The sequence below is a fragment of the Streptomyces sp. PCS3-D2 genome (genome assembly GCF_000612545.2).
Lineage (GTDB): Bacteria > Actinomycetota > Actinomycetes > Streptomycetales > Streptomycetaceae > Streptomyces.
This window is the reverse complement of the sequence record NZ_CP097800.1, coordinates 7,118,374-7,141,276: the sequence shown is the minus strand read 5'-3', so window position 1 is coordinate 7,141,276 and position 22,903 is coordinate 7,118,374. Positions and strand designations below refer to the sequence as shown.

Below are 22,903 nucleotides of genomic sequence, written 5' to 3'. Positions count from 1 at the left end.
CCTTCACAGGGTGTGCGCAGCGTAGGCCAACCGTTCGACGACGAGCAACTATTCACAAGCTCTCAAGGCGTCCAAACCTTCACGCGCGCGAACGGGCGGCGATGCCGAAGCAGTGCTGGACGCGTCAACTACCCACGAGTTGGGGCGGCCTGCGCGGGGAGGGTCACTCCGGCGCCATCACAGCCGTGCGTACGGTGAGGTAGGTCACCCCACGTGGCACCAGGGCCCGAAGGAGAGGCCCGCGTCCGTCAGGTCCTGTCGGGCGATCCGCAGCCCGCCGTCCGTGTCGATCATCGCGATCGTGACGGCGCCCCGCGCGTCGCGGGCGAGGGCGGGCAGCCCCGCGCACCGCTCCCCCACCGGCGCCCACCACGCGCCGTAGTGTTCACCCTCCGTAGGATATGCAGCGATTTCGGGACACCCCTCGGCTCCCCGCTGGAGCAGGATCGTGCAGTCGTAGCCGTTGATCCGGGCGCGGGTGACGCCGACGGGGCCGACGCCCCCGGCACCACCCAGCGGCATGAGCGCGCTCGGGGCCCCGGCGGGCGTCCGGGGGCGGTAGGCGACGACTCCCCCGTCCGCGGGGTGGCGCCAGAAGTAGGTACCGCAGCCGGGGCTCGTCTCGTGGGAGCTGAACGTCCCCTCGACCGCGTCGGCCTCCATGCGGCCGAGCCAGGTGAAGGCGGCACCCGGCCCACCCTGGCCCCAGTACGAGGCGCCCCCTCGGAAGGGCGCGAGGAACTCGGCACGCCCCTGGGCCGTCACGAGCGGCGCCAGCGGACCGCGCACCCATTTGCCCTGATAGTCCTGCCAATTGCCCCATATGCCGTCCGGGCGGCGGGTCCTGCCCCGGACGCCGGTCCCGAACCGGGTGGCGAGCACGTGGAGTGCGCCGGCGCCATCGGACAGCACGACCGGGTCGCCCTGCGGCGCTCGCGGCCCCTCCCCCTCCTCCGCCTTCGGGAAGGGGTTGCCCAGCGCTCGCCATTCTCCGAGAGGACGGCCTGTCTGGTACTGGGCGGCGACGACCAGCTCACGACCGTCCGGCGCCCCGTCCCGATGGCGGGTGCCGGCGAACCAGACGAAACCGCCCGCGTCCTGGCTGAGGGTGAACCGGCCGGCCCACCCCTCCACGGGGAACAGTTCGGGTCCACGCCAGACGTCCGAGCCGGGCGCCGACTCGGTCCAGCGGACCAGACCCCCGGCACAGCTCGCGTAGGCGGTCAGCCGGCCGTCCCGCCCCAGGCGCAGCCATCCCGGCGCGAGGTGCCCCTCGCCGGCCGCCGCGGCTATCTCGGGGCCCGGGACCGCGGGCTCGACGGAGCCGACTCCGCGGTCCACCCCGTCACGTCCGCGTCGCGCCATGCCCTGGCCACTCCTGCCCACACTCGCCCTGTTTTGTCCGTCCGGCCCAGCGGGCCGTTGGACAATGTACGTCAGTACGCGAACCCGTCGGCGCCAGGGCCGGAATATCCGCTTCCTCGCGGCGGAGGCCTCCGGGTGACGGCGCCCTTCGCGCCGACGGCCGCCCCTCCCCACCCCGTACCCGCAGGCGCCGCGATCCGCGCGGTGCCTGCGGGCGGACGACTCCTGACCGCCCCTCAGGCGGCGCTGGGGGTCCGGCTCTGCCTGCGGGCCGGGCGGGGGCGGTGCACGGACCGGTGGGCCCCTCCAGTGCGGCCGTCCGGGGGGACGGGTTCAGGGGAGGTCCGCCGTCGGCGGGTCGGCCTCGTAGACGTGCGGAGTGTCCGACTCCCACTCCACCGGCCCGGTGCCGCCGAGGACGGCGTCGTCGGGGTCCGGCATGCCCGCCCGCCGCAGGAACTCGATGACGTCCTCGTCCGAGCGGGCCAGGCCGAGGGGCTCCTCCCGTCCGGCGGTCCGCAGGGTGACCTGCCGGCCGCCCGACGGGAGGATCCGGTGCACGACGACGGGCGCATGATGCATACCCCCAGCCTCGCCGGGACGGCCCGGTCCGGCATCCCGGCGGTCAGCGCCTTCGGCCGACGGAGGCGGCGTTCGACGGGCGGACGCGGAAGGCGGCCGGGTCCGGGTAGGTCGCCTTCTCGGCCAGGAGGACCGCTTCGATCTCCGCCTTGAAGGCGGGCTCGAAGAAGCCGACACCGAGCAGCAGGCGCAGTCCGCGCAGCGTCGGGTCCAGCAGCGGTCTCGCCATCCGGGCGCCGCCGCCGCTGATGCCGGTGAAGCCGGCCCGGGCGCCCGCGGGCCGGGCCGGCACCCGGTCCTCGACGCCGGCCGTCGCGTAGCCGAGGATCAGCGCGAGTTCGGCGAGGAACTTCCGGGTGCCCAGCGCCATCTCCTCGGCGCCCTGGAGCGTCTGGACGGAGCCGCCCGCCACCTTGAAGTCGTCGCTGGTGCGCTTCAGGCCCCGCGACTCGTACACCGCGAGCGCCTCCTCGAAGAGGCGCCCCGCCTCGTCGACCGCCTGCATCGCCGCCACCAGCTGGTCGATGTCGATGTCGATCTCGCGCTTCACGCTGCCTCCTGGTCCGGAACTGTGTGCACAGACCGTAGGAGGCGAAGTCCCGCGGCGGAACACTTCTGCGCGGACGGATCTCGCGGGCCTCCGCCCCGGACGTGCGCGTGGCCCGGCCCGCGTCCACCGCCGCGGCCCCACGCGCGTCCGCCGCCCGGTGCGAAAAGCCCCACGGCCGGGCCCGGGGCGGGGATACTCGGATGCGTGGAACTGCACATCGATCACCGCTGGCTGCTGGAGCGGCAGGAGGCGCTGTTCAAGGACGTGGCGGTGGCCGACCATTCCGCCCTGGTCGCCGCCGTTGCCCGGCACCGGGTCAACACGCCCAGCCTGGCGGTGGACGACCCCGACGCCTACTGGCGCGCGGCCGCCCTGCTCGACGCGCTGGTACTGCTGCGACCGCTGCCCGCCTCGAACGAGTACTTCGCCTACGGCGTCGCCGTCGCCTACATCGAGGCCTCCGGAGAGGCGGTGGAGGCCTCCTACGAGCAGTGGCGCGAGCTCATCACCGACATCCGCATGCTGCGCGTCAGCGTCTTCGACGTCGCCGCCCGGCTGCGGTCGTGGCAGCCCGCCTGAGAGCCGCCGGGCGGGGCGCCGGTCAGCGGCGGCGCTGGGCGGGGGTACCCACCAGGAGCGCGTCGGAGACCAGCCGGGCACCGCGGGCGAGCCGGCCGAGCTGCTCCAGCTCCAGGGCGTACATCCTGATCGAGTTCTCGATGACCGACTCGGCGATGCCCATCGTGGGCAGCTCCGCGCGGCTCGTCTGCAGGGCCGCCCGCACCGCGCGCATCTCGTGCTGCAGCTGGAGCTGGACGTGCCGGGCGAGGAGAGCGTGGTGACGGGTCAGCGTCAGGTAGCCGCCGTAGCGGGCCGGGAGGAGGTCCCGCAGCCAGCGCGTGGCCGTGCGCTCCCAGTCGTGCGTACCGGGTGCCTTGACCTGCAGGGGCCAGTCCGGGCTGAGCGTAAACGTGGCCGTCTGGGGCATTCTCGTCACTTCCGAGTGGTTTCGAAGCTCTGATCGAGACGTGTCTGAGGGGCGGCCTCGGCCCAGGGGTTGACCGAGGCCGCCATGGGCGCTCAGCGGGATCCGAAAGCCTGGACTCGACCCGCGGTCACGACGTGAGGAGGAGGTTCGCCGTACCGCGGTGCGTTCGAGAGGACGTGGGGTCGTCCTCCTTGGCATCTGGTGGATCAGGAGCGCCGTCGTCAGTAAACATATATACCGTCGAGTAAGCAAGCGCATGAAAAATTTCATGCACATCAAAGGGTGAATATCGCCTGGTGAAGTCGGCGTGGGGGCCGAAGAACGCCTACAGGAAGAAGCCGTGCTGGTCGGCCACCTGCTCGTAGTCCTCCAGACGGGCCTGTGTCCGCTCGGGATCCGCGTCCGCCATCGCCTGCAGCAGGGCCGCCGAGAGCATCCCCGGCGCCGCATAGGAGTCGAACACCAGGCGGGAACCGGTCGCCGCCGTCAGGGCCACGTCGGCCTCGTCCACCAAGGGCCCGAGGGTGGGATCCGTGATCAGGACCACGCGCAGCCCCGTACTGCGGGCCGCCCGGACGGCGGAGAGGGTCTCCCTGGCGTGCCGCGGCATGGCGAACGCCAGGACCCAGGTCCCGCCGGCCGCCCTGGACTGCAGCAGCGCGTCGAAGGCCACGCTGCCGCCGCGCGTGACGAGGCGTACGTCGGGGTGGATGCGCCGGGCGGCGTACGCGAAGTATTCCGCGAGGGAGACCGAGATGCGCAGGCCGAGGATCGTCAGGGGGACCGAGGCGGCCAGCTCACGGCCGATGTCGAGCACCTGGTTGGTGTCCGCGAGCAGCCGGCGCACGTTCTCCAGGTTCTCGATCTCCGCGTCGACGGCCGCCTGCAGCTCGTTGCGGCGGATCTGCTCACGGGTGTCCGGGGCGCCGGCCACCGCGCTCAGTGCGATCGGCTGGAGCACGTCGCGCAGAGCCGGGTAGCCGCTGAAGCCGAGGGAGGACGCGAACCGGGTGACGGAGGGCTGGCTGACGCCCACCCGTTCGGCGAGCTCGGTGATCGACAGGAACGCCGCCTCGGTGAGGTGGTCGATCAGGTACTGCGCGATGCGCCGCTGGCCCGGGGACAGGCGGCGGCCGTCGAAGAGCGCGAGGAGCCGGTCGGCCGGAGGGCGGACCTCCACGGACGACTGGCCGCTCGGCGTGATCGCAGCCGCTTGTGCGCGTGCCTGCTGCCCCGATGACACCGGAGGGCCTCCTTCTCACGTCACTCGCGCCAAACATAGCTCACCCCCCGGACCGGTGATGATCAGTCCTGGGCGCGCGAGGTGACCGGAGCGTCGGTGCGGTCGCCGAGGAACTCGTACCAGCGCCGTTGGAGGCACAGATAGCGGGTGTCCGCCTCGGCGAGGTCGAGGAAGGAGCCGATCGTGGCGCCGAGCCGCTCGCCGAGGTCCGGGTCGCCGAGGGTGCCGTCCCCGGTGAAGGCGTGGTGGGCGCCCGCCAGGCTGAACATGTCGGGGTAGACGCGGGCACCGAGGTGTTCGAGGGGGATGCGCAGGGCCCACAGCCCGCGGTTGCCTCCCACCATCGAGGGCGACGCCGAGACCAGCAGGGTCTGCTGGTCCTTGAAGGGCTGCGGACGGTATCGGGAGACCCAGTCGACGGCGTTCTTCAGGACGCCCGGCACGGAGGCGTTGTACTCGGGAGAGGCGATGATCAGTGCCTGCGCGGCCTCGATCCGCCGGCACAGGGCCAGGGCGCCCTCCGGCAGCCCCTCGCCGGCCTCGGCGTCACCGTCGTAGAGCGGCATCGGGAAGTCGCGCAGGGTCGCGGGTTCCGCCACGGCCCCGGCCTCGCGCACCATCGCCGCGACGAGGGCGGCGAGCCGGACGTTGACCGAACCGGTCCGGGAGGACCCGGACAGGACGAGCACGCGCAGCGAGGAACGCGGGTGCTCGCCGTCGTGCGGACGTCCGGGGTCCACCGGAAAATGGTCGGTGTCTGTCGGGTTCATGCCGCCTCCTGATTCTCTGCTTCTCTGCTTCCCAGCTCGGCTGCTCGGCTTATGGACTGCTCGGCTGCCGGACCGGCCGCCGCTCCGTCCCCCGCTCCCTCCCCTCCCGCTTCGCACCTGCCCGCCACACCGGCGGACGGCGCGGCCCACGCGCGGCGGGACCCGCACACGCCGGTGTGCGGGTCCCGTCCGGGCCGCCGGGTCACTTCGCGCGGGGGTTCTCCCAGCGGTAGAACTCGTGGGCCATCGCGTCCTTCGGGCTGCGCCAGGTCTCCGGGTCGTGCGGGCTGACGTAGGCCGTGAGGCGCTCGCTCAGCATCCGGAACTCCGGGTGGTCCGTGACCTTGGCGATGGCCGGGCCGGGCGGCCGGTCCGCCTCGATGAAGTGCATGTACACGTCGCCGAACTGGAAGAGGCTCCGGCGTGTGACCCCTACCAGGTGCGGCAGTTCACCCGCGTCCGAGTCCGCGAAGAGCCCGGCGATGTCGGGGCCCGATCCCGGCGCCATACGGGCGACGATGAGGGCGCGGTGCGTGTCGTTCATCCGACGTGCTCGCCTTTCGTTTCAGAGACGGCTGGCGGCCGGGGCGTGGCCGTCGCGTACGCGCTGCTCGATCTTGTCCCGGATGAGCGCCATCTGGATCGGTGAGTTGCGGTTGATGTTGTCGGTCATCCAGGCGTCGTCCACGGGCGCGTCGGGCTTCATCGCGAAGTCCTGGGTCCACTTCATCCGGGTGCCGCCGGGCACCTCGAAGTACTGCCAGTGGATGTCCATGTGGGCGAAGGGGCCCGTCTCCACCCGCCGTGCGCGGACCGTGAGGCCCTTGCGGTCGACGGTCCGCTCGGAGACCCAGCTCCACACCGTGCCGTTCTCGTCGGGGTGCATGGTCAGGCGGAAGGTGGTCGTGTCCCCTTTCTGCTCCAGGATCTCCAGCGAGGCGTACTCGCTGAACAGCTGCGGCCAGCCGGGGAGATCGTTGGTCATCTCCCACACGAGCTCCACGGGCGCGTTGACGGTGATCTCGTTCTCGGTGTGTCCTGGCATGTCAGGCTCCAGTCATCAGGCTGTGGTTGACGAGGTCGAGGAATTCCCCGGGGGTCTTGCAGCGGTCGGCGTCGGTGGGCAGGGCCCGTCCGCGCCGGTTCTCCAGCTCACCGACGATGCCGAGCAGGCCCAGCGAATCGAGGCCGTACTCGTCGAACGAGGAGTCCGGACGGCTTGCCATCTCGGTGGGATCGACGGTGATGCCGGCGGTCTTCATCAGGGCCGCCAGCTCCTCCACTGTCAGTCGGTCGGACATCGCGTGCTCTCTTCCTGTGGGGGACACTCGGTTGCGGCGCACTGGCGGACTAGGGGCCCGCCGGGGATGCCTTGCGGACGACGAGCGCGGAGTTGGATCCCATTCGGCCGCGGCTGAGCACGAGCGCGGTCCGCAGCTCGGCCGTGCGGGCACGGCCCGTCACCAGGTCCAGGTCGTGGCACACGTCGTAGACGTTCGGGGTCGGTGGGACGACTCCGTGCTCCAGTGCCAGGACCGCGGCGGCGGTGTCGAGGGAGGGGGCCGCACAGTACGCCCTGCCGATACCGGACTTGGGTGCCGTGACCGGCACCTTCCGCCCGTGGTCGCCGAGCGCGTGGAGGATCGCGGCCGCTTCGGCCGCGTCGGCCTCCGGGGTCCCCAGGGCATCGGCGAAGACCACGTCGATGTCCTCGGGGCCGCAGCCGGCTTCCCGGAGGGCGCCGCGGACGGCGTGCGCCAGCCCCTCGCCCGCCTCGTCCCGGCGCAGGGTGCCGCTGAAGGTCGCGGCGTGGCCGGCGAGTACGGCGCGTACGGTGGCGCCGCGGCGTCGGGCCTCGTCCTCGTCCTCGACGACGAACATGGCGCCGCCCTCGGCGGGGACGTAGCCGCAGGCCTGGTCGGTGAACGGCCGGTAGGCGCGCTCCGGGTCGTCCCGCGTGCTCAGCCCCTCGTACCCCAGCTGGCAGACGATGGAGTACGGCGCGAGGGGCGCCTCCGTCGCTCCGACCAGCATGGCCCGACTGCCCCGGCGGATCGCCCGGTCGGCGTGCGCGAAGGCGTCGAGCCCGCCCGCCTCGTCGCTGCAGACGACCCCGCAGGGCCCCTTCAGTCCGCGGCGGATGGAGATCTGGCCGGTGCTCGCGGCGTAGAACCAGGCGATCGACTGGTACGGGCCGACGAAGCGCGGCCCCTGCTCCCAGAGGTGCTGCAGTTCGCGCTGGCCGAACTCACCGCCGCCGGAGCCGGCCGCGGTGACGACGCCGAAGGAGAAGGGGTCGTCCTCGTAGTCGGCGCGGCCGAGCCGGGCGTCCTCCAGGGCGAGGTCGGCAGCGGCGAGGGCGTGGTGGGTGAACCGGTCGGTCTGCACGAGGAACTTGTCCTCGACCAGGGATCCCGGGTCGAAGCCCCGGACCTCGCCCGCGACGCGCAGCGGCAGGTGCTCGCAGCCCGCCCGGGTGACGCGGTCCAGGACGCTGACGCCGGACTGGGTCGCCTTCCAGAAGGCGTCGGCGCCGACGCCGTTGGGCGCGACGACCCCGATGCCCGTGATGACCGTACGGCTGGTCACGAGACCTCCTCCTTCGGCCGGGTCATGACCACGGCGGACTGGAAGCCGCCGAAGCCGCTGCCCACGGAGAGCACACTGCGCAGGTTCCGTTCCCGGGCGACCTTGGGCACGTAGTCCAGGTCGCATTCGGGGTCGGGCGTCTCGTAGTTGGCGGTCGGCGGCACCACCTGGTGCACCATCGCGAGGACGCAGGCCGCGAGTTCGATGGCGCCGATGGCCCCGAGGGAGTGCCCCACCATGGATTTGATGGAGGTCATCGGCGTCCTGTAGGCGTGGTCTCCCAGGACCTTCTTGACCGCCGCGGTCTCGTGACGGTCGTTCTGCTTGGTACCGGAGCCGTGCGCGTTGACGTAGTCGATCTCGTCGGCGGCGATCCCGGCCTGGGCGAGGGCGGTCTCGATGGCCCTCGCCATCTCCAGGCCCTCGGCGGTCAGGCCCGTCATGTGGTGGGCGTTGCCGAAGGTGGCGTAGCCGCCGATCTCGCAGTAGACGGTCGCACCGCGGGCGCGGGCCCGTTCCAGGTCTTCGAGCACCAGGACCGCGCCGCCCTCGCCGAGGACGAAGCCGTCCCGGTCGGCGTCGAACGGGCGGGAGGCGTGAGCCGGGTCGTCGTTGTTCGGCGACGTCGCCTTGATGGCGTCGAAGCAGGCCACGGTGATCGGAGATATCGGCGAGTCCGACGCTCCGGCGATGCACACGTCCATCCGACCCTCGGCGATGGCGTGCACGGCGTACCCGATGGCGTCGAGTCCCGAGGTGCAGCCGGTGGAGACGGTCTGGACGGGGCCGCGTGCTCCCGTCTGCTCCGCGACGGCGGAGGCGAGGGTGGCCGGCGTGAACGCGCGGTGCAGATGGCGGCCGGCCAGCTTGTGGTCGACGTCCCACCAGGAGCCGGACTGGCTCACGGCGACGTAGTCGTGTTCCAGGCGGGTGGTGCCGCCGACGGCGGTGCCGAGGGAGACACCGGTCCGCCAGGCCTCGTCCGAGGTGAGGTCGAGTCCGGCGTCGCGCACCGCCTCGCGGGCGGCGACCAGGGCGAACTGGATGTAGCGGTCCGCGCGGGCCGCCTCCTCGTCGTCGAGGCCGTGCGCGGCAGGGTCGAAGTCGACCTCGGCGGCTATCCGGGAGCGGAATCCGGTCGGGTCGAAGAGGCTGATGCCCCGTGTCGCCGTGCGCCCGCCGGCCAGCAGGTCCCAGAAGTCGCGGACTCCGATGCCACCGGGGGCGACCACGCCCACTCCGGTGACGGCCACCCTCCGGCGGGTCACGAGACCGCTCCCGTGCGGTCCGGCGGCTGCTCCCACGCGGTTCCCTCCGGATTCGGGGCCTGCTCGGTGTCCACGTGCCCCAGCTCGGGGCGCGGGGCGAGCGGGCCGAGGTGGAAGACCATGCGGGCCTCGGTGTCCCCGACGTTGCGGAAGCGGTGACGGGTGTTGAGCGGGACGAGCAGCCCCTGGTCGGTGCGCAGCGGGTGGGGTTCCCCGTCGAGGTCGACCTCCAGCCGGCCGCTGACCACGTACACGAACTCCTCGGAGTACGGGTGGTAGTGCTCGGCGATCGACTCCCCGGGGGCCATGATGGCCAGGCCCATGAAGCCGCTGGTCGAACCCACCGAGGTGGGGGTGAGTACGGCCCTCAGGTCGCCACCGCGCCGGCGGTTGGGCGGCGTCTCGCTCAGGTCCACGATGCGTGGGCGCTGTTGGGTCATGGTGGTTGCCTCCTGGCGTGTGGGGAGAGCCTCGACGGAGATCGGGGTGGGGGAAGAGGGGAAGGGGGTGGGGCCGGACGGCCCCGGGGGATCAGGACTGCGCGGGTGCCCGGCGGTCGGTGATCAGGTTCATGGTGTGGTGCGCGGCACGGCCCCGCCCGCCGGGTGCGACCGTCAGACGGGCGAGCACCGCGGCCTTGCGGGGGCCCGCGACGCCGTGGACGGTCTCCGGGTCGGCGTCGAGCGGGCCGCGCACGTCGATCAGCCGGACGACGATGTCGTCGCGCTGGAAGATGCTGCTGCTCCGGACGGGGCTCGTGGACCGGCGCGCTGCCGCCTCGTCCTGCCCGGCCAGGAACCGGGCGAGCGCCTGGCCGCAGCCGGGCTTCGCCGGGTAGTAGATCGCGTGCCGCTGCACCTCGTCGGACTCGGGCTCCGGTGCGGCGATGTGGTGGACGGCCGGAACGGCGGCGCGCATGAAGAACATGCGGGCCGATTCCGGGTCGCCGAGGTCGCGGTCCTGTTCGAGGTAGGGGTTGATGGCCTCCTCGACGGCGCGGACCTCGGGCTGTTCCGACACGTGCCGCAGGGCCGCCATCAGGTCGCCCTGGACCTCGACCGTCCGCACCACCCGGTTGCCGTGCATGAACAGCGAGGTGCGGCACAGCCGGGTGTGGTCGTCGACGCGGGCCGCCGGAGAGGCGTAGCTGGAGAGGATGGCCGCGACGTCCTTCTCGCTGCCCGGCTTGACGGTGAAGGTGAGGGCGTGGCGCACGATCCCGGCGCCCAGGCGGGGCGTGGACTGCAGACGCGCCGAGGAAGGGCGGGACGTCTGCTCGTAGCCGCGGCCGGTCTCGCGCAGGACGGTGAACTTCAGCGGGCGCATCGAGCGGGCGCAGGCACCGAGCGGCCGCACCTGTTCGGCGTGGTGGTCGCTGTTGACCCAGGCGAGGTACTGCGGGGCGCTCTCCCACTCGCTCGTGATGAGCCACTGTGAGGGGTTCTCGAAGGACTGGCACAGCTGGTCGCTGATGTGCCCCGGAACCGAGGCGATGTCGTCGCGGAGCTTTTCGTACGCCTCGAAGAACCGCTGCTGGGTCCCCTCGTGGAGGTCCATCAGAAGGACGACCCGGAGCATGGAGCCGTCGAAGGCTGACTGCGACACCCGCTCGGGCAGGGTGGTTGTCATCTACTCACTCCTTCTTGAGGGGGGTGGAGATCCATCGCGTACGGACCCCTCGTCCGTCACCGGTGGCATCCGCCCGGGCCGGCGGCCTCCTCACCGGGGGAAGGACGAACCGGCGCGTCCCGGGGGAGCCGCTGTCGCTCATCGTCATCCGGAGAGGGGCGTACCGCTACATGTCCGCATCAAGCGGGTGACAACCGGCGAATCAACCGGGCCTCGTCCCGGATCGGGGGCATAAAGAGTCCACTCCCCCACACAGAAAACAGGAGCCCGCAGCTGATGGAAGACAACGCCGATGTTCGCGTACCGGTTCTCGTCGTGGGCGGCTCCCTCGTGGGCCTGTCCACCTCGCTTTTTCTGAGCCGCCACGGAGTGAGGCACCTGCTGGTCGAGAAGCACTCCGGTACCTCCCCGCACCCGCGCGGCCGTGGCATCAACGCCCGCACGATGGAGCTGTACCGCACAGCGGGGGCGGAGCACGCGATCCGCCGGGCGGCGTCCGTGCTGGAGGGCATTCAGGGCATTCTGCAAGCGCAGTCACTGACCGACACGGCCAACCACAACTGGCTGATCAAGTCCATCGACCCGTCCGGCGCACTGGCGCGTTTCAGCCCGACGCAGTGGTGCCTGTGCAGCCAGAACAACATCGAGCCGGTGCTGGCCGAGCAGAGCCGGGCACAGGGTGCCGACATCCGCTTCGGCCACGAGCTGATGAGCTTCGACCAGGACGCCACCGGGGTGAACGCCGTGGTGAAGGACCGTGCCACGGGCGAGCACATCACGGTGCGCGCGGACTTCCTGATCGCGGCGGACGGACCGCGCAGCCCCGTCCGCGAGCAGCTGCGGATCCCGCAGACGGGCAACGGCGAGCTGTTCCACAACGTGAGCGTCACCTTCCGCTCGGAGCGGCTGGTGAAGGTACTGGGCGACCTGCGCTTCATCGTCTGCTACCTGATGCGCCCCGGTGCCGACGGGGCGCTGCTGCCCGTGGACAACGACACCCAGTGGGTGTTCCACGCTCCCTGGCACCCCGACCAGGGCGAAACGCTGGAGGACTTCACCGACGAGCGGTGCGTGGACCAGATCCGGGAGGCGGTCGGCGTACCCGATCTGGACGTGGAGATCGGCGGCAAGGCGCCGTGGCACGCGGCCGAACGGGTGGCCGAGCGGTATGCGTCCGGCCGGGTGTTCCTGGCCGGGGACGCCGCCCACGAGATGTCTCCCACCGGGGCCTTCGGCTCCAACACGGGCATCCAGGACGCGCACAACCTCGCGTGGAAGATCGCCGCAGTGCTCGGCGGGGCGGCGGGCATCGGACTCCTCGACACCTACCAGGCCGAGCGGCTTCCGGTGGCCAGGGCCACGAGCGAGCGGGCGTCGGCCCGTTCGGCCGAGCACAGCCACCCCGGGTACGCGCCTCCGCCCACCATGGGCGGCGGGCCGGGCAGCGGTGTCCTGACCACCGCGATGGCGTACTGCTACCCGCAGGGCGCGCTCGTCGGCGGCGACCCGGGGCGGCCCGTCATCCCGGAGACGCTGGGTTCGATGGGCGACACCGGGACCCGCGCCCCACACATGTGGCTGTCCAGGGCCGGTGAGCGGATCTCCACCCTGGACCTGTACGAGCGTTCCTTCGTGCTGCTCAGCGCCACGGGTACGCCGTGGCGGGCGGCGGCCGAGCAGGTGGCCGGGGAGCTGGGGGTGCGGCTGGAGGCGTACGCGATCGGCTCGGGTCCGGGGGCGGACCTGGTCCCGGAGGGCGGCGCCCCCTGGACCGAGGTCCACCGACTGGACGCCGACGGCACCGTACTCGTACGCCCTGACGGCTTCGTGGCCTGGCGCTCGGAAGGGGCCGCGGCCGACCCCGCGGCGGTCTTGCGCGAGGTCCTCTCGACGGTGCTGCGCCGGGCGTGACCACTCGTGCCCCTCGTCCGCCGGCCGTGCGCGCGGCCGGCGGACGGGGTTCAGCGGCAGGTCCAGCAACCTGCCCAGCAGCCGGCGTCGGGCTGGGCGGTGGGGCGGCGGCCGGAGCCGCTGCCGGCCCTCGTCCCGGCGCCGCCCGTCGCGCAGCCGTCACGGCCACGGTCGCGGTCGAGGGAGGTCCGGTTCGCGTAGCAGGCGACGACGACCGCGATCGCGGCCAGTTCCTCCGGGGCGGCAACGCCCCGTTCCACACGCAGCAGGCTCGCTGTCGGAGCATCGTTCGGCATCGGCACGGCCTCTCTCACGGGGGCTGCGCGTGCGCCCCGTCGCATCGCGCGGGCCGGACCGGCTCGGCGTCGACGCGGGAGGCACACGGGTGGCTCGGCGCGCCGACGGGACGTTTTCCGCAGGCGCGAACCGGCCTCTGGGGTCCGGTCGGATCGCCAGGACCCCTGTCGCGTCCGACGGTACAAGCGCCCGCCGGGCGCGGCACGGCGAGTCCGCGGCACCATGCGGGGCGGCCGTGAGCGGCCACCAGCCCCTGCTCTGCCGGGGGTGCGCCGGCCACCTGTACGCCGTCTGCACGACGGATCACACGGGTGGGAACAAGGTCGGGCAATGGGAGGTCGACCACGAGATGCCGGTGTCGTGTCCGCTGGCGGGGCTGTTGCCGCTGACCGGGCGGGGCGTCTGCGTCCATGACCTGCCCGGCGCCGAAGAGGTCCTGGGCCCCCGCCGCTGAAGTCCGGCGGACTGGGCCGAACGGGTGGGTTCCGTCCACCGCCGGCATCCGGCGGCGGACGAGTCGGCCGGGGTCCCGGTCCTGCTGACGGGACGCTGCCGCGCCGCGCCCGGGCCGCCGGGTCGGGTGCGGATGCCGTGGAGCGGGAGCGGTCGTCGGTGCAGCCGCGCCGGACGCCGGCCGGCTCCCGGTTCCGCCGCACACCGGTGCGGCGGTTCGCCGGTCAGCCGGACCGGCGGGCGGCGACGGCCTCGGCCGTCCGCGTCCGCCACTGGTCCGCCGTCATCCGCCAGATGACGTCGATCCCCGATTCGCCGGGCGCGAGCGGTTCTTCGGGCGCCGGTCCGCGCCCGATCTCGGTGAATCCCGAGCGCCGGGCAACGGCCCCGCTGGCCTGGTTCGCGGCGTCGTGGTGGATCTCGATGCGGTCGATGCCCTCCAGCCGGAAGCCCTCGCCGACCAGACCGGCGACGGCCGCGGTGACCAGGCCCCGTCCGGTCCACGCGGGGTGGAGCCAGTAGCCGATTTCGAGGCCGCCCGCTCCGATGCGGCGCATGAGGGCGCAGCCTCCGATCACTTCGGCGCCCGAGGTGATCGCGTAGCTGAAGTCCTGCCCGGCCTCCCACTGCTCCTTGGCCCTGGCGAGGTATTCGGCAGTCTGCCGCCTGCCGGGGTCGGCGGCCCAGGGCAGCCACGGCACCAAGTGGTCGAGCGACTCGCGGATCGCCTGTTCGAGAGCGTCGAGATCGCCCGTCCGCCAGCGGCGCAGGACGACGTGGTCCGAACGAAGGCTTTCGGCCGGTGCTTCCATGCACCGGATGCTCTCTCGGCCCTGCTCCCTGCGGCAAGGCATTAAGAACTCCCAACGAAATGGTCTTCGAAGGGGCGGTTGCAGGCCCTGGGTTGCTGTCGGGCAGCTTGGGGCGATGAACTCGCATGAGCCGGTTCCTCGGGAGTTGAAGGTCCTCGATACGAACTCGCCGGTCGGGCTGGAGGAACGGGCATGCGAGCTCAGCCTCGACCAGCGGTTGGACCCGGCATGGGTGCGGGCGAATGCGGCGGCCGAGGGACGTCACCGCTGGACAGCTCCCCGAGCGTCCGGGAATGGCTATGGGGCAGGGCGTCCCGGACCGGCCGTGAGGCACGGCGCCAGAAGATGACTGCGCATACCGGGCTGCGGGCGACCGAGCAGCCCGGCGGACGCGCCGCTGAACGGCGACACGGCCCCGGACGCCTGGTCCGGGGCCGTGTCAGTGATGTCACGGCGAACAGTGCCGCCGCGGGCTCACGCCTTGGCGTAGTGCACCGGGGAGCAGTCCTCCCAGGTCCCCTTCACCGCACAGATCTTGAGAGCCACCGTGGTCTCCTCGGCTATGTTGCCGCTCTTCCAGGGCGAGCAGTACGGCGAGTTGTGGCCGCGGGTGCTGGCGACGCGGTCGGTGTGCCAGGCGCCGCTCGGGTTGATGTCCATGCGGACCTCGATGCCCACGCCGTCGGCGTAGAGATCACAGGCCCGGATGGCGTCACCCGGGACGGAGCCGGACGGGTCGGCGTTGAAGTAGCCGCTGCCGGCCAGCTTGCCGCCATAGTAGGCAGTCATCTCCACGCTGGTGGATGCAGCGGCCTGACCGCTGAAACCGACCATCATCCCGACGGCGGCCGCACCGGCGGTGACGGCCTTGGCGGTCAGATTCATCGTGCGCTTCATGGGTCCTCCTTGGTCAGGGCGGGCCGCGGTGAGACGCGTGTTCATGGGTCCCCCCGCATGACTGGTCTGCCGCATCCAGGTCCCCTGCCTGGATACGCGTTCGAGCGCGTGGGGGATCCTATGGCCCTGCCGCTTCCCGGTCGAGAACGTATGCGCGGGTGCGGACCGGCCTGCCAAGGCCTGATCAGCGGCTATACCAGGACGTTCTTGTAGAACAGATTCGAGCGCCGGTCACCAGCGGCGCCCGACGCGAAGCCCAGGAAAAGGCGGGACTGTCCGGCGTTCGTGCGGTAGATCGCCAGGCCCTCCGGCTCACGGAACTCCAACGTGCCGCCCGCCTTCGTCAGAACCGGACCCTGCGTTATCGCACCCGTGTTCAGGTTCACGCTCGTGAGCTCGGCGTTGCCAGGCACCGGGTTGCTCGACGAGTACGCGTTGCCTGTCAGGTAGTACAGGTGCTGACCGTAAGTCGTATAGCCCTGGGCGGTGCCCCGAATCGACGGCTGCTTGAAGTAGGCCTTGGGACTGCTGAAGTCTCCTGCCTTTGCATCCGACATGGCGTAGACCGCTATGTACTTCGCGCCGTCCTTGTGGTGACGGACGGCCATGTTGTCGTAGACCGGGTCGATGGAGCAGGTGTACTCCACGGCCCCCGACACGGGGCTGTACTTGGTGATCGCCGACGATGTGCGGGACAGCGAACCGCCCTTCACGAACTTGAAGCGGCCGAGCCGGGTGCCGTAGCCGTTCGAGTTCGCGTCCACCTCGGTCCACAGCCAGCTCTCGCTGCCGCGGGGTTCCACACCGAACGACACCCCGTGGCCGAAGCCGCTGAGATGCATGTACGAAACATGGTTGCCTGCGAAGTCCAGCTGGGTGATGCACAGATCGCCGGCCTTGGTGTCGGTGCCGTTCCGCCGCTGTGCCACGAACAGACGCTTGTTGACGCTGTCGAAGGCGAAGCTCTGCTGCACGGTGTCGTCGTGCAGCGGCTTGTGCCGGAACAGGTCGTACGAGGGCTTGGTCAGGTCGAAGCGCGGCGACGCGGACACCGCCGCGGAGGCAACTCCCGCTCCGTACCCCAGGCCGAGCGACGCGAGCCCGATTCCGCCGCCCGCGCGCAGCAGACTCCGGCGGTTCAAACGTTCCTGCGGCATGAGTTCCCCCGATGGGATGAGTGTGGTGCACACTGATCGCTTCGGGGAGTCTAACGGGGCGCCCCCGGCGGGATGTGGGCCTGCGGCACAGCCGTACGGCTGTGCGCGCCCGGTTGCGAGAGCCGTCCACAGCGCCTGGTGCCCGGGAGAAGTCCAGGGCGTCACGCTGCAGAGCTCGGCCGGCAGGTCATGCCCGACCCGAAACCGAGTTCCCGCGGGAGACGCTCCCCACTCACCCCGGCGTGCAGGAGGAACAGAGCCCCCTGGAACACCAGCCGGTCCGGATGCAGCTTGCGTCCTGGATACCGCTCCCGACCTGCAACCTTGGGCAGCAGCGGCTCGATCACCGCCCACGACCCGTCGTCAACACGCCACGGCTTCGGCCGAGTTACCCCGCATCCCGGATCCCGTATCGTCGCTTCCGCAGCGATCCGACCATCTCGAAGATCATTCCGTTCGGACGTCCCAGGATCCATCCTGCCCCGGGTGACACAGTGCGTACGCACGGGACAGGTCGACCGAGCCGTCTCCGGAGAGCCGGAGGAAGTGTTCCACCTGCCAGGCCTGCGCACTGCGGGCCTGCCGGCTCGTGGTGACCGCCCATGGCGGATAGACACGGAACGCCCTCTTCCCGCCGGAGCCGTTCGTCGACACGACGTTCCGTTCGCGCAACACCTCCCGCGGGAAGACGAACTGCCCGAAGTCCTCGCCCTGACGGGCGCTGATGACGAACAGGTCGACGGGATCCGCGGCATCGAAGGGCTGGATCGGCCCGCCCGCGGACCTCTTCCACACCGTGACGAACTGGCCGGCCTTCGCCGGGGTCGTCCGGGCGACACGGAATCGGACCGAGAGGCCGTCCAGGGTGAACGCGCACGCCCCGTAGTCGGCGCTCTCCGCCTCGGGCACCGGCGGCGAGCAGGTGAATCCGCCCGGACCGTAGGCCAGCTCCATGGCCTTCAACAGGTCGCCAGGGACCCGCGAAGGGCCTTCGCGGGCTTCGAGGACTTCGCGTTCCATCGGCATGCCGGCCATCTTGCCAGATATCGAACACGCGAACGAATAGAGACTTTCTCTTGAACTCCTGTGCGATCGAATGATCACCGTTGGTATGCTCCCGCACGATCGGAGGGGGCCGATCACGAAGAGCCAGGCCGGCCGGCCCGCGCGAGCGGCTGCCCGAGGCCTGCTCCCTGACGACCCCTTCCTCCGTGTTCGCCCAGGAGAGGGTGGTTGTGGACCCCACCGCAAGACGAACGTCACGCCCGCACCGAGGGATCGGGGCTGCCGCGCTGGCCCTGGTCACCTCCGCCGCGTTACTGGCCACGGCACCGGCCGGGGCGGCTGCCGCCCCGGCGGCCGGGGCCTCGGCCGCGGGAGGCCCCGCAGAACTCGTACTGCCCGCTGCCCCGCGCGGCCTCCCCGCCCGGGACCAGCTCTTCGTGGCCGGCGACACCGGCCTCCTGCACGCCCGCGAGGGCGGCGACCAGCTGCTGTGGACCCGCTACGACACCGGCGCCACCACCGACACCGGCCTGCGACTGCCGGCCCCGGTCAGTGGAGACCTGGAGCAGGGCCAGCCCGCCGGCGGATACCGCGGAACCCCTGACCACCGCTACGGAACCTCCTCCGACACCGTCGCCGTCCCCACGGAGGCCACGGCGCAGGCACCCGCCCGGGTCGACCTGTTCGACCTGACCACCGGAAAGCCCGTCGCAGCGGGTACCGTCACGATCCCCACCGGGCAGAGCTACGCGGGGACGTACGGGCGCACCGTGCTGACGTTCGAGGGCAGCAGCTCCGCGGTCACCGGCTGGTTCCTGAACCGGCTGGACGGCGGCTCCACGATCCGCACCAAGGTGGTGCTGCCGGCCGGCGCGACCCTCGATACCACGGTGCAGGACGGCGACCGGGACTCGCTGATCCTGCGTCACCGCCTGGACGAACTGCACCGGTCCACCCTCGTCGACGTCGTCACGGGGCAGACCAGCGCGCTTCCGGACGGGGACGGGTCCGAGCCCTCGCACACCTTCAGGCTGGCCGGGGGCAGAGTGCTGCGCACCGGCGACGGCACCATGGTGGACGTCCTGGACCGGGCACAGCCGCAGAACGTGCTGAGTTCCACCGATCTCGGCCTGTTCTCGGGCGAACTGAGGCTGCTCGGCGACTGGTTGGTCGTGACCGAATCCGTCTCGGCATCCCCGGGCGACAATCGGGGCCGTCCGCTGCGCTTCACGTCCGTCGGCTCGACGTCCGGAGCGGTCGAGTACGTGCTGGAGCTCGCCGACTCCCAACTGCTGCCCGCGCCGGACGGCTCGCTCATCGCGGTCGGCAGCCCCAAGGCGCCCGCGTACGCCACCCAGCCGCGGGTGGCCGTCCAGCGGATCACCGCGGCCGGCACCGGCACGCCGCAGGCCGCGAAGCTCACCGACGTCCCGCCGGCCCCGGCCACCGTCTTCGGCCTGTCGATCGGCGGCGGGGTGCTCACCGCCGCGTCGGACACCGTGCGCTTCCAGCCGAGCGACACCACCGGTTCATTCCGCAGCTACCGGATCTCCGACGACCCGACCCCGGTCAAGACCTTCGAGAACCTCGACGGAACGCACTCCATCAACACGTGCGCGAGCCACGCAACCGGTTGCGTCGGCCTGCGGTCCACCGGCGACGGCCGGTACCTGGAGGAGGCACCCGTGCAGCGGAAGGCGGCCGTCTTCCGCAGGATCGGCTACCCCGACTGGGCGGGCACCATCCCCACCGGTGACGTCGACGGCCTCCGGACCGCCGACGCCGCGGGCCGCTACGTGGCGCTCGCGCAGACCGCGAACGGCAACTGGACGTCCAACCACAAGGTCGTGATCGGTGATCTCGACGCCCGCGCTCAGGTGTACACGACGCAGGCGACCGGCGTCGCGATCCAGGGGGACACGCTCTGGCTCTCGCTGCAGGGCGACAGGACGGTCTACGCCAGGGACATGCAGGGCTCGGCGGACCGGGGCACCTTCACCACACCCTGCCCTGCCACCCTGCTGGAGGCCGTCGGACGCTACGTCGGCTGGGCCTGCCAGGACAGCCAGGGCACGGTGCGCACCAGCGGCGTGTACGACACCACGACCCGCCAGACCCTTTCGCTGCCGGTGATGAGCACCGACGCGACCAACAGGATCTCGGGCCGGGAGTCGCTGCTGGGCGACGGCTATCTGGTGCGTCAGGACCTGGCCGCCGGCCGGCTGCTGCTACTCGACTTCCACGACGGCATCACGACGTCCGGCGGTGAGAGCACCGTGCGGGCCCGCACGCTCGCCCAGGGCGAGGAGTGGAAGCTCCAGCGGCGGCCGAACCGGTCCTGGGCGGTGGACCGTACCGGGCCGAACATCGCGTGGACCGACGCCGACGGGCAGCGCATCCACGTCGTCAACAACGGCATCGCCGCGGCGCAGGCCGGTGACCGCTTCACCACGCTGACCCCGGCCCGGCTGCTGGACACCCGGGCGGGCGTCGGCCGCCCCGGCACGGCACCGGTGGCGGCCGGCGGCGAGGTGTCGTTGCAGGTCTCGGGCCGGGCGGGCGTTCCGCAGTCCGGGGCCGACGCCGTCGTGCTGAACGTGACCGTCACCGACCCGGAGTCCGACGGACACCTGACCGTCTGGCCCTCCGGCACCCCCCGGCCCGACTCCTCCAACCTCAACTGGACGACCGGACGGACGGTGCCGAACCAGGTCGTGGTGCCGCTCGGCGCGGACGGCAGGGTCTCCCTGCACAACGCGGGCTGGGGCACGGCGCACCTGATCGCCGACGTCTTCGGCTACTACTCCGCGGACACCTCGGGCAGCACCTTCACCCCGGCGGGTCCGGCCCGTCTGTTGGACTCCCGTACGGGCGTGGGCCGGCCCGGCACCGCCCCGGTCGCCGCCCGCAGCGAGGTGTCGCTGCAGGTGGCAGGCCGTGACGGGGTGCCGCAGTCCGGGGTGAAGGCCGTCGTGCTCAACGTGACGGTGACGGACGCGCAGGACGACGGGCACCTGACGGTGTGGCCGTCGGGCGTCGCCCGGCCCGACTCCTCCAACCTCAACTGGACGGCGGGCCGGACGGTGCCCAACCACGTCGTGGTCCCGGTCGGCGCGGACGGCACGGTGAAGCTGTTCAACGCGAGCTGGGGCACCGCCCACCTGATCGCCGACGTCTTCGGCTACTACTCCGAGGACCAGGCCGGCGCCGGCTTCCATGCCGCCGCCCCCCAGCGGGTGCTCGACACCCGGACCGGCAGCTCCGTGCCCGCCCGTGGCAGCACGCTGCTCGACCTCTCCGGAAACGGTGAACTCGGCCGGGCCAGGGCGGTCGTACTGAACGTGACCGTCACCGACCCGGCGTCCGACGGACACCTGACCGTCTGGCCCTCCGGCACCACCCGGCCCGACTCCTCCAACCTCAACTGGACGACCGGACGGACCGTCGCCAACCTCGTCACGGTACCGGTGGGCACCGACGGCAAGGTCGAGCTCGCCAATCTCGGCTGGGGCTCCGCCCACGTCGTCGTCGACCTCTTCGGCCACTTCGGCTGAGGGGTCGTTCTCCCGCCCGCGTCTCCCCGCCGGGTCGCACCCGGCGGGGAGACGGCTGTCGCGGCTCTTGACGGCCGCAGGGGTGCAGAGCACAGTGGCCATCGTTCTGAGAGCGCTCTCAGAACGATGGACCCGGGCTCCCCGTCCCCCCGCACCCGCGCCCCGGCGCGCGCTTCAGAGAGGGCACCCATGCGCGAGACATCAGGAAGGAAACGAGCCGCCTTACGGCGGGCCGTCCTCGCCGCGATCGGCACGACCGCCCTGGTCGCCACCGCCGCGGCCGGAGCCGTACTGCCCGCGAACGCCGCGGCTCCCCCCACGCCCGCGGGCTGGACCCAGCTGTTCCTGGAGGAGTTCGACGGGCCCGCCGGCTCCGGGGTGGACACCGCCGACTGGCAGTACACCACCGGCACCAGCTACCCCGGCGGACCCGCGAACTTCGGTACCGGCGAGATCGAGACGATGACCGCCGACCCCGCCAACGTGTCGCTCGACGGCGCGGGCCACCTGCGCATCACACCCCGGCGGGATGCCGCGGGCCGGTGGACGTCCGGCCGCGTCGAGACCCGTCGGGGCGACTTCCAGCCCCCGCCGGGCGGCACGCTCCGCGCCGAGGCCCGCATCCAGATGCCCAACGTCACCGGCCCGGCGGCCAAGGGCTACTGGCCCGCCTTCTGGATGCTCGGCACCCCGTACCGCGGGAACTGGTGGAACTGGCCGGGCATCGGCGAGATCGACATCATGGAGAACGTGCAGGGCCTCAACACCGTCTGGGCGACGCTGCACTGCGGCACGAGCCCTGGCGGCCCCTGCGGCGAGACGTCCGGGATCGGCGGCCAGCGCACCTGCCCGGGGGCCGGCTGCCAGGCCGGTTTCCACACCTACGCCGTCGAGTGGGACCGCTCGACCGCGGTCGAGCAGATGCGGTTCTCCGTCGACGGACTGGGCTTCCACACCGTGCGCGCCGATCAGGTCGATGCGGCGACCTGGGCCGACGCCACGAACCACGGCTACTTCATCATCCTGAACGTCGCGATGGGCGGCGGCTTCCCCGACGCGTTCGGGGGCGGACCCGACGCCGGTACCGAGCCGGGCCACTCCATGGTCGTCGACTACGTGTCCGTCCTGCGGTCGGAGGGGGGCCCGACTCCGCCCACCACTCCCCCGACCACCCCGCCATCCGGCAACCGCGACGCGTACGCCGCCATCCAGGCCGAGTCCTACGACGACCAGTCGGGCGTGGCCAAGGAGACCTGCACGGACGCGGGCGGCGGCCAGAACCTCGCGGCCCTCGGCAACGGCGACTGGGCCCTTTTCCGAGGCGTGGACTTCGGCTCCGCCCCGGCGACGCAGTTCCACGGCAGGGTCGCCGGCGGCGCCGCCGGCGGGGTCAGCGGGCTCGTCGAAGTGCGGCTCGACAGCCGGACCTCGCCCCCGGTGGGCAGCTTCTCCGTCGCCGACACCGGCGGCTGGCAGAGCTGGCGCACGATCCCGGCGAACATCACCGCGGTCACGGGCACCCACGACGTCTATCTGACCTTCACCAGCGGCCAGCCGGCCGACTTCGTGAACGTCAACTGGTTCGACTTCGGCCACTGACGGGACGGCGGGATCCGCTTCCGCTCGCGGGCGCGGCCGGTGCGCACCGGCCGCGCTGCGCCGTTCATGCAGGCCCTGGCGGGCAGCTTCTCCACGCGCAAGCAGGGCCTGGAGGGCCGGTGGGACCGCGGCGAGCAGGTGGCGACGGAGGACCTGAGGGTCGCGTTGCAGCACTACCGCTCGTTCTTCAACCGGCTCCTCAACACCTGAACCGACAGCCGCCCTCGCACCAGC

Annotated in this window: 24 protein-coding genes and 1 pseudogene; 6 read left to right on the top strand and 19 right to left on the bottom strand. The window is 71.9% G+C overall.

Features of this window, described 5'->3' with window-relative positions:
* Positions 1-204 precede the first annotated feature (204 nt).
* The 3 genes from AW27_RS32020 to AW27_RS32010 all read right to left on the bottom strand — a co-directional run bounded on the left by AW27_RS32020 (position 205) and on the right by AW27_RS32010 (position 2,497).
* Positions 205-1,365 (bottom strand): hypothetical protein, encoded by a 1,161-nt coding sequence (locus tag AW27_RS32020; protein ID WP_157840249.1) that lies wholly within the window; start codon positions 1,363-1,365, stop codon positions 205-207.
* A 333-nt stretch (positions 1,366-1,698) separates the two neighbouring features.
* Positions 1,699-1,947, bottom strand: coding sequence for a hypothetical protein (locus AW27_RS32015; protein ID WP_037922249.1), 249 nt, complete (start codon positions 1,945-1,947; stop codon positions 1,699-1,701).
* A gap of 43 nt (positions 1,948-1,990) precedes the next feature.
* Positions 1,991-2,497: a hypothetical protein gene (locus AW27_RS32010; RefSeq protein ID WP_037922246.1), complete on the bottom strand. Its 507-nt coding sequence runs from the start codon at positions 2,495-2,497 to the stop codon at positions 1,991-1,993.
* Positions 2,498-2,701: 204 nt separating this feature from the next.
* Between AW27_RS32010 and AW27_RS32005 the strand changes: the two genes are divergently transcribed.
* Positions 2,702-3,076: a hypothetical protein gene (locus AW27_RS32005; protein WP_037922243.1), complete on the top strand. Its 375-nt coding sequence runs from the start codon at positions 2,702-2,704 to the stop codon at positions 3,074-3,076.
* A gap of 22 nt (positions 3,077-3,098) precedes the next feature.
* On the opposite strand, the gene AW27_RS32000 is transcribed toward AW27_RS32005, so the two are convergent.
* The 10 genes from AW27_RS32000 to AW27_RS31955 all read right to left on the bottom strand — a co-directional run bounded on the left by AW27_RS32000 (position 3,099) and on the right by AW27_RS31955 (position 10,984).
* Positions 3,099-3,485, bottom strand: coding sequence for a hypothetical protein (locus AW27_RS32000; RefSeq protein ID WP_030848295.1), 387 nt, complete (start codon positions 3,483-3,485; stop codon positions 3,099-3,101).
* Between the two features lie 325 nt (positions 3,486-3,810).
* The gene (locus AW27_RS31995) at positions 3,811-4,728 is read right to left on the bottom strand and encodes a MurR/RpiR family transcriptional regulator (RefSeq protein WP_037922238.1); all 918 of its coding nucleotides are present in this window, start codon (positions 4,726-4,728) and stop codon (positions 3,811-3,813) included.
* A 62-nt stretch (positions 4,729-4,790) separates the two neighbouring features.
* A complete protein-coding gene (locus AW27_RS31990) occupies positions 4,791-5,498 on the bottom strand; it encodes an NADPH-dependent FMN reductase (RefSeq protein ID WP_078556500.1) in 708 nt (235 codons plus the stop codon).
* A 202-nt stretch (positions 5,499-5,700) separates the two neighbouring features.
* Positions 5,701-6,042, bottom strand: a complete 342-nt coding sequence (locus tag AW27_RS31985) for a TcmI family type II polyketide cyclase (protein WP_037922236.1) — start codon at positions 6,040-6,042, stop codon at positions 5,701-5,703.
* Between the two features lie 21 nt (positions 6,043-6,063).
* Entirely contained in the window at positions 6,064-6,543 is a 480-nt protein-coding gene (locus AW27_RS31980; protein ID WP_037922235.1) for an SRPBCC family protein, read from the bottom strand.
* Position 6,544: 1 nt separating this feature from the next.
* Positions 6,545-6,799 (bottom strand): acyl carrier protein, encoded by a 255-nt coding sequence (locus AW27_RS31975; protein ID WP_037922233.1) that lies wholly within the window; start codon positions 6,797-6,799, stop codon positions 6,545-6,547.
* 49 nt (positions 6,800-6,848) lie between these two features.
* Positions 6,849-8,087, bottom strand: a complete 1,239-nt coding sequence (locus AW27_RS31970) for a beta-ketoacyl synthase N-terminal-like domain-containing protein (protein WP_037922231.1) — start codon at positions 8,085-8,087, stop codon at positions 6,849-6,851.
* Entirely contained in the window at positions 8,084-9,355 is a 1,272-nt protein-coding gene (locus tag AW27_RS31965) for a beta-ketoacyl-[acyl-carrier-protein] synthase family protein (protein ID WP_037922230.1), read from the bottom strand. The genes AW27_RS31970 and AW27_RS31965 overlap by 4 nt, the downstream gene beginning before the upstream one ends.
* On the bottom strand, positions 9,352-9,795 hold the full coding sequence (locus tag AW27_RS31960) for a cupin domain-containing protein (RefSeq protein ID WP_030965476.1): 444 nt from the start codon (positions 9,793-9,795) through the stop codon (positions 9,352-9,354). Before AW27_RS31960 ends, AW27_RS31965 begins: the two co-directional genes overlap by 4 nt.
* 91 nt (positions 9,796-9,886) lie before the next feature.
* Complete coding sequence (locus AW27_RS31955) at positions 9,887-10,984, bottom strand: SchA/CurD-like domain-containing protein (RefSeq protein ID WP_037922229.1); 1,098 nt, start codon at positions 10,982-10,984, stop codon at positions 9,887-9,889.
* Positions 10,985-11,260: 276 nt separating this feature from the next.
* Here AW27_RS31955 and AW27_RS31950 point away from each other — a divergent pair, with 276 nt between their 5' ends.
* A complete protein-coding gene (locus AW27_RS31950; RefSeq protein ID WP_037922227.1) occupies positions 11,261-12,895 on the top strand; it encodes an FAD-dependent oxidoreductase in 1,635 nt (544 codons plus the stop codon).
* A 50-nt stretch (positions 12,896-12,945) separates the two neighbouring features.
* Here the strand turns inward: AW27_RS31950 and AW27_RS31945 are convergent, their stop codons facing one another.
* Positions 12,946-13,155, bottom strand: coding sequence for an acyl-CoA carboxylase subunit epsilon (locus tag AW27_RS31945; protein WP_157840248.1), 210 nt, complete (start codon positions 13,153-13,155; stop codon positions 12,946-12,948).
* Positions 13,156-13,427: 272 nt separating this feature from the next.
* Here AW27_RS31945 and AW27_RS31940 point away from each other — a divergent pair, with 272 nt between their 5' ends.
* Positions 13,428-13,646, top strand: a complete 219-nt coding sequence (locus AW27_RS31940; protein ID WP_030848328.1) for a hypothetical protein — start codon at positions 13,428-13,430, stop codon at positions 13,644-13,646.
* Positions 13,647-13,869: 223 nt separating this feature from the next.
* Here AW27_RS31940 and AW27_RS31935 read toward each other — a convergent pair whose 3' ends face one another.
* From AW27_RS31935 to AW27_RS31915, 5 genes and pseudogenes are all read right to left on the bottom strand, one after another.
* A complete protein-coding gene (locus AW27_RS31935) occupies positions 13,870-14,457 on the bottom strand; it encodes a GNAT family N-acetyltransferase (RefSeq protein WP_037922225.1) in 588 nt (195 codons plus the stop codon).
* Positions 14,458-14,931: 474 nt separating this feature from the next.
* Positions 14,932-15,354, bottom strand: coding sequence for a hypothetical protein (locus tag AW27_RS31930; RefSeq protein WP_037922223.1), 423 nt, complete (start codon positions 15,352-15,354; stop codon positions 14,932-14,934).
* A gap of 191 nt (positions 15,355-15,545) precedes the next feature.
* The gene (locus tag AW27_RS31925) at positions 15,546-16,496 is read right to left on the bottom strand and encodes a phage baseplate protein (RefSeq protein ID WP_236647649.1); all 951 of its coding nucleotides are present in this window, start codon (positions 16,494-16,496) and stop codon (positions 15,546-15,548) included.
* A gap of 197 nt (positions 16,497-16,693) precedes the next feature.
* Positions 16,694-16,924 (bottom strand): annotated as a pseudogene (locus AW27_RS31920) (transposase); the annotation flags it as partial.
* Positions 16,925-16,958: 34 nt separating this feature from the next.
* Positions 16,959-17,537, bottom strand: coding sequence for a MepB family protein (locus AW27_RS31915; protein WP_370466644.1), 579 nt, complete (start codon positions 17,535-17,537; stop codon positions 16,959-16,961).
* Positions 17,538-17,746: 209 nt separating this feature from the next.
* Between AW27_RS31915 and AW27_RS31910 the strand changes: the two genes are divergently transcribed.
* The 3 genes from AW27_RS31910 (at position 17,747) to AW27_RS31900 (ending at position 22,879) form a co-directional block, all read left to right on the top strand.
* A complete protein-coding gene (locus AW27_RS31910) occupies positions 17,747-21,070 on the top strand; it encodes a hypothetical protein (protein WP_052030657.1) in 3,324 nt (1,107 codons plus the stop codon).
* 189 nt (positions 21,071-21,259) lie between these two features.
* Positions 21,260-22,669 (top strand): glycoside hydrolase family 16 protein, encoded by a 1,410-nt coding sequence (locus tag AW27_RS31905; RefSeq protein WP_037922215.1) that lies wholly within the window; start codon positions 21,260-21,262, stop codon positions 22,667-22,669.
* Between the two features lie 39 nt (positions 22,670-22,708).
* Entirely contained in the window at positions 22,709-22,879 is a 171-nt protein-coding gene (locus AW27_RS31900) for a hypothetical protein (RefSeq protein WP_157840247.1), read from the top strand.
* Positions 22,880-22,903 lie beyond the last annotated feature (24 nt).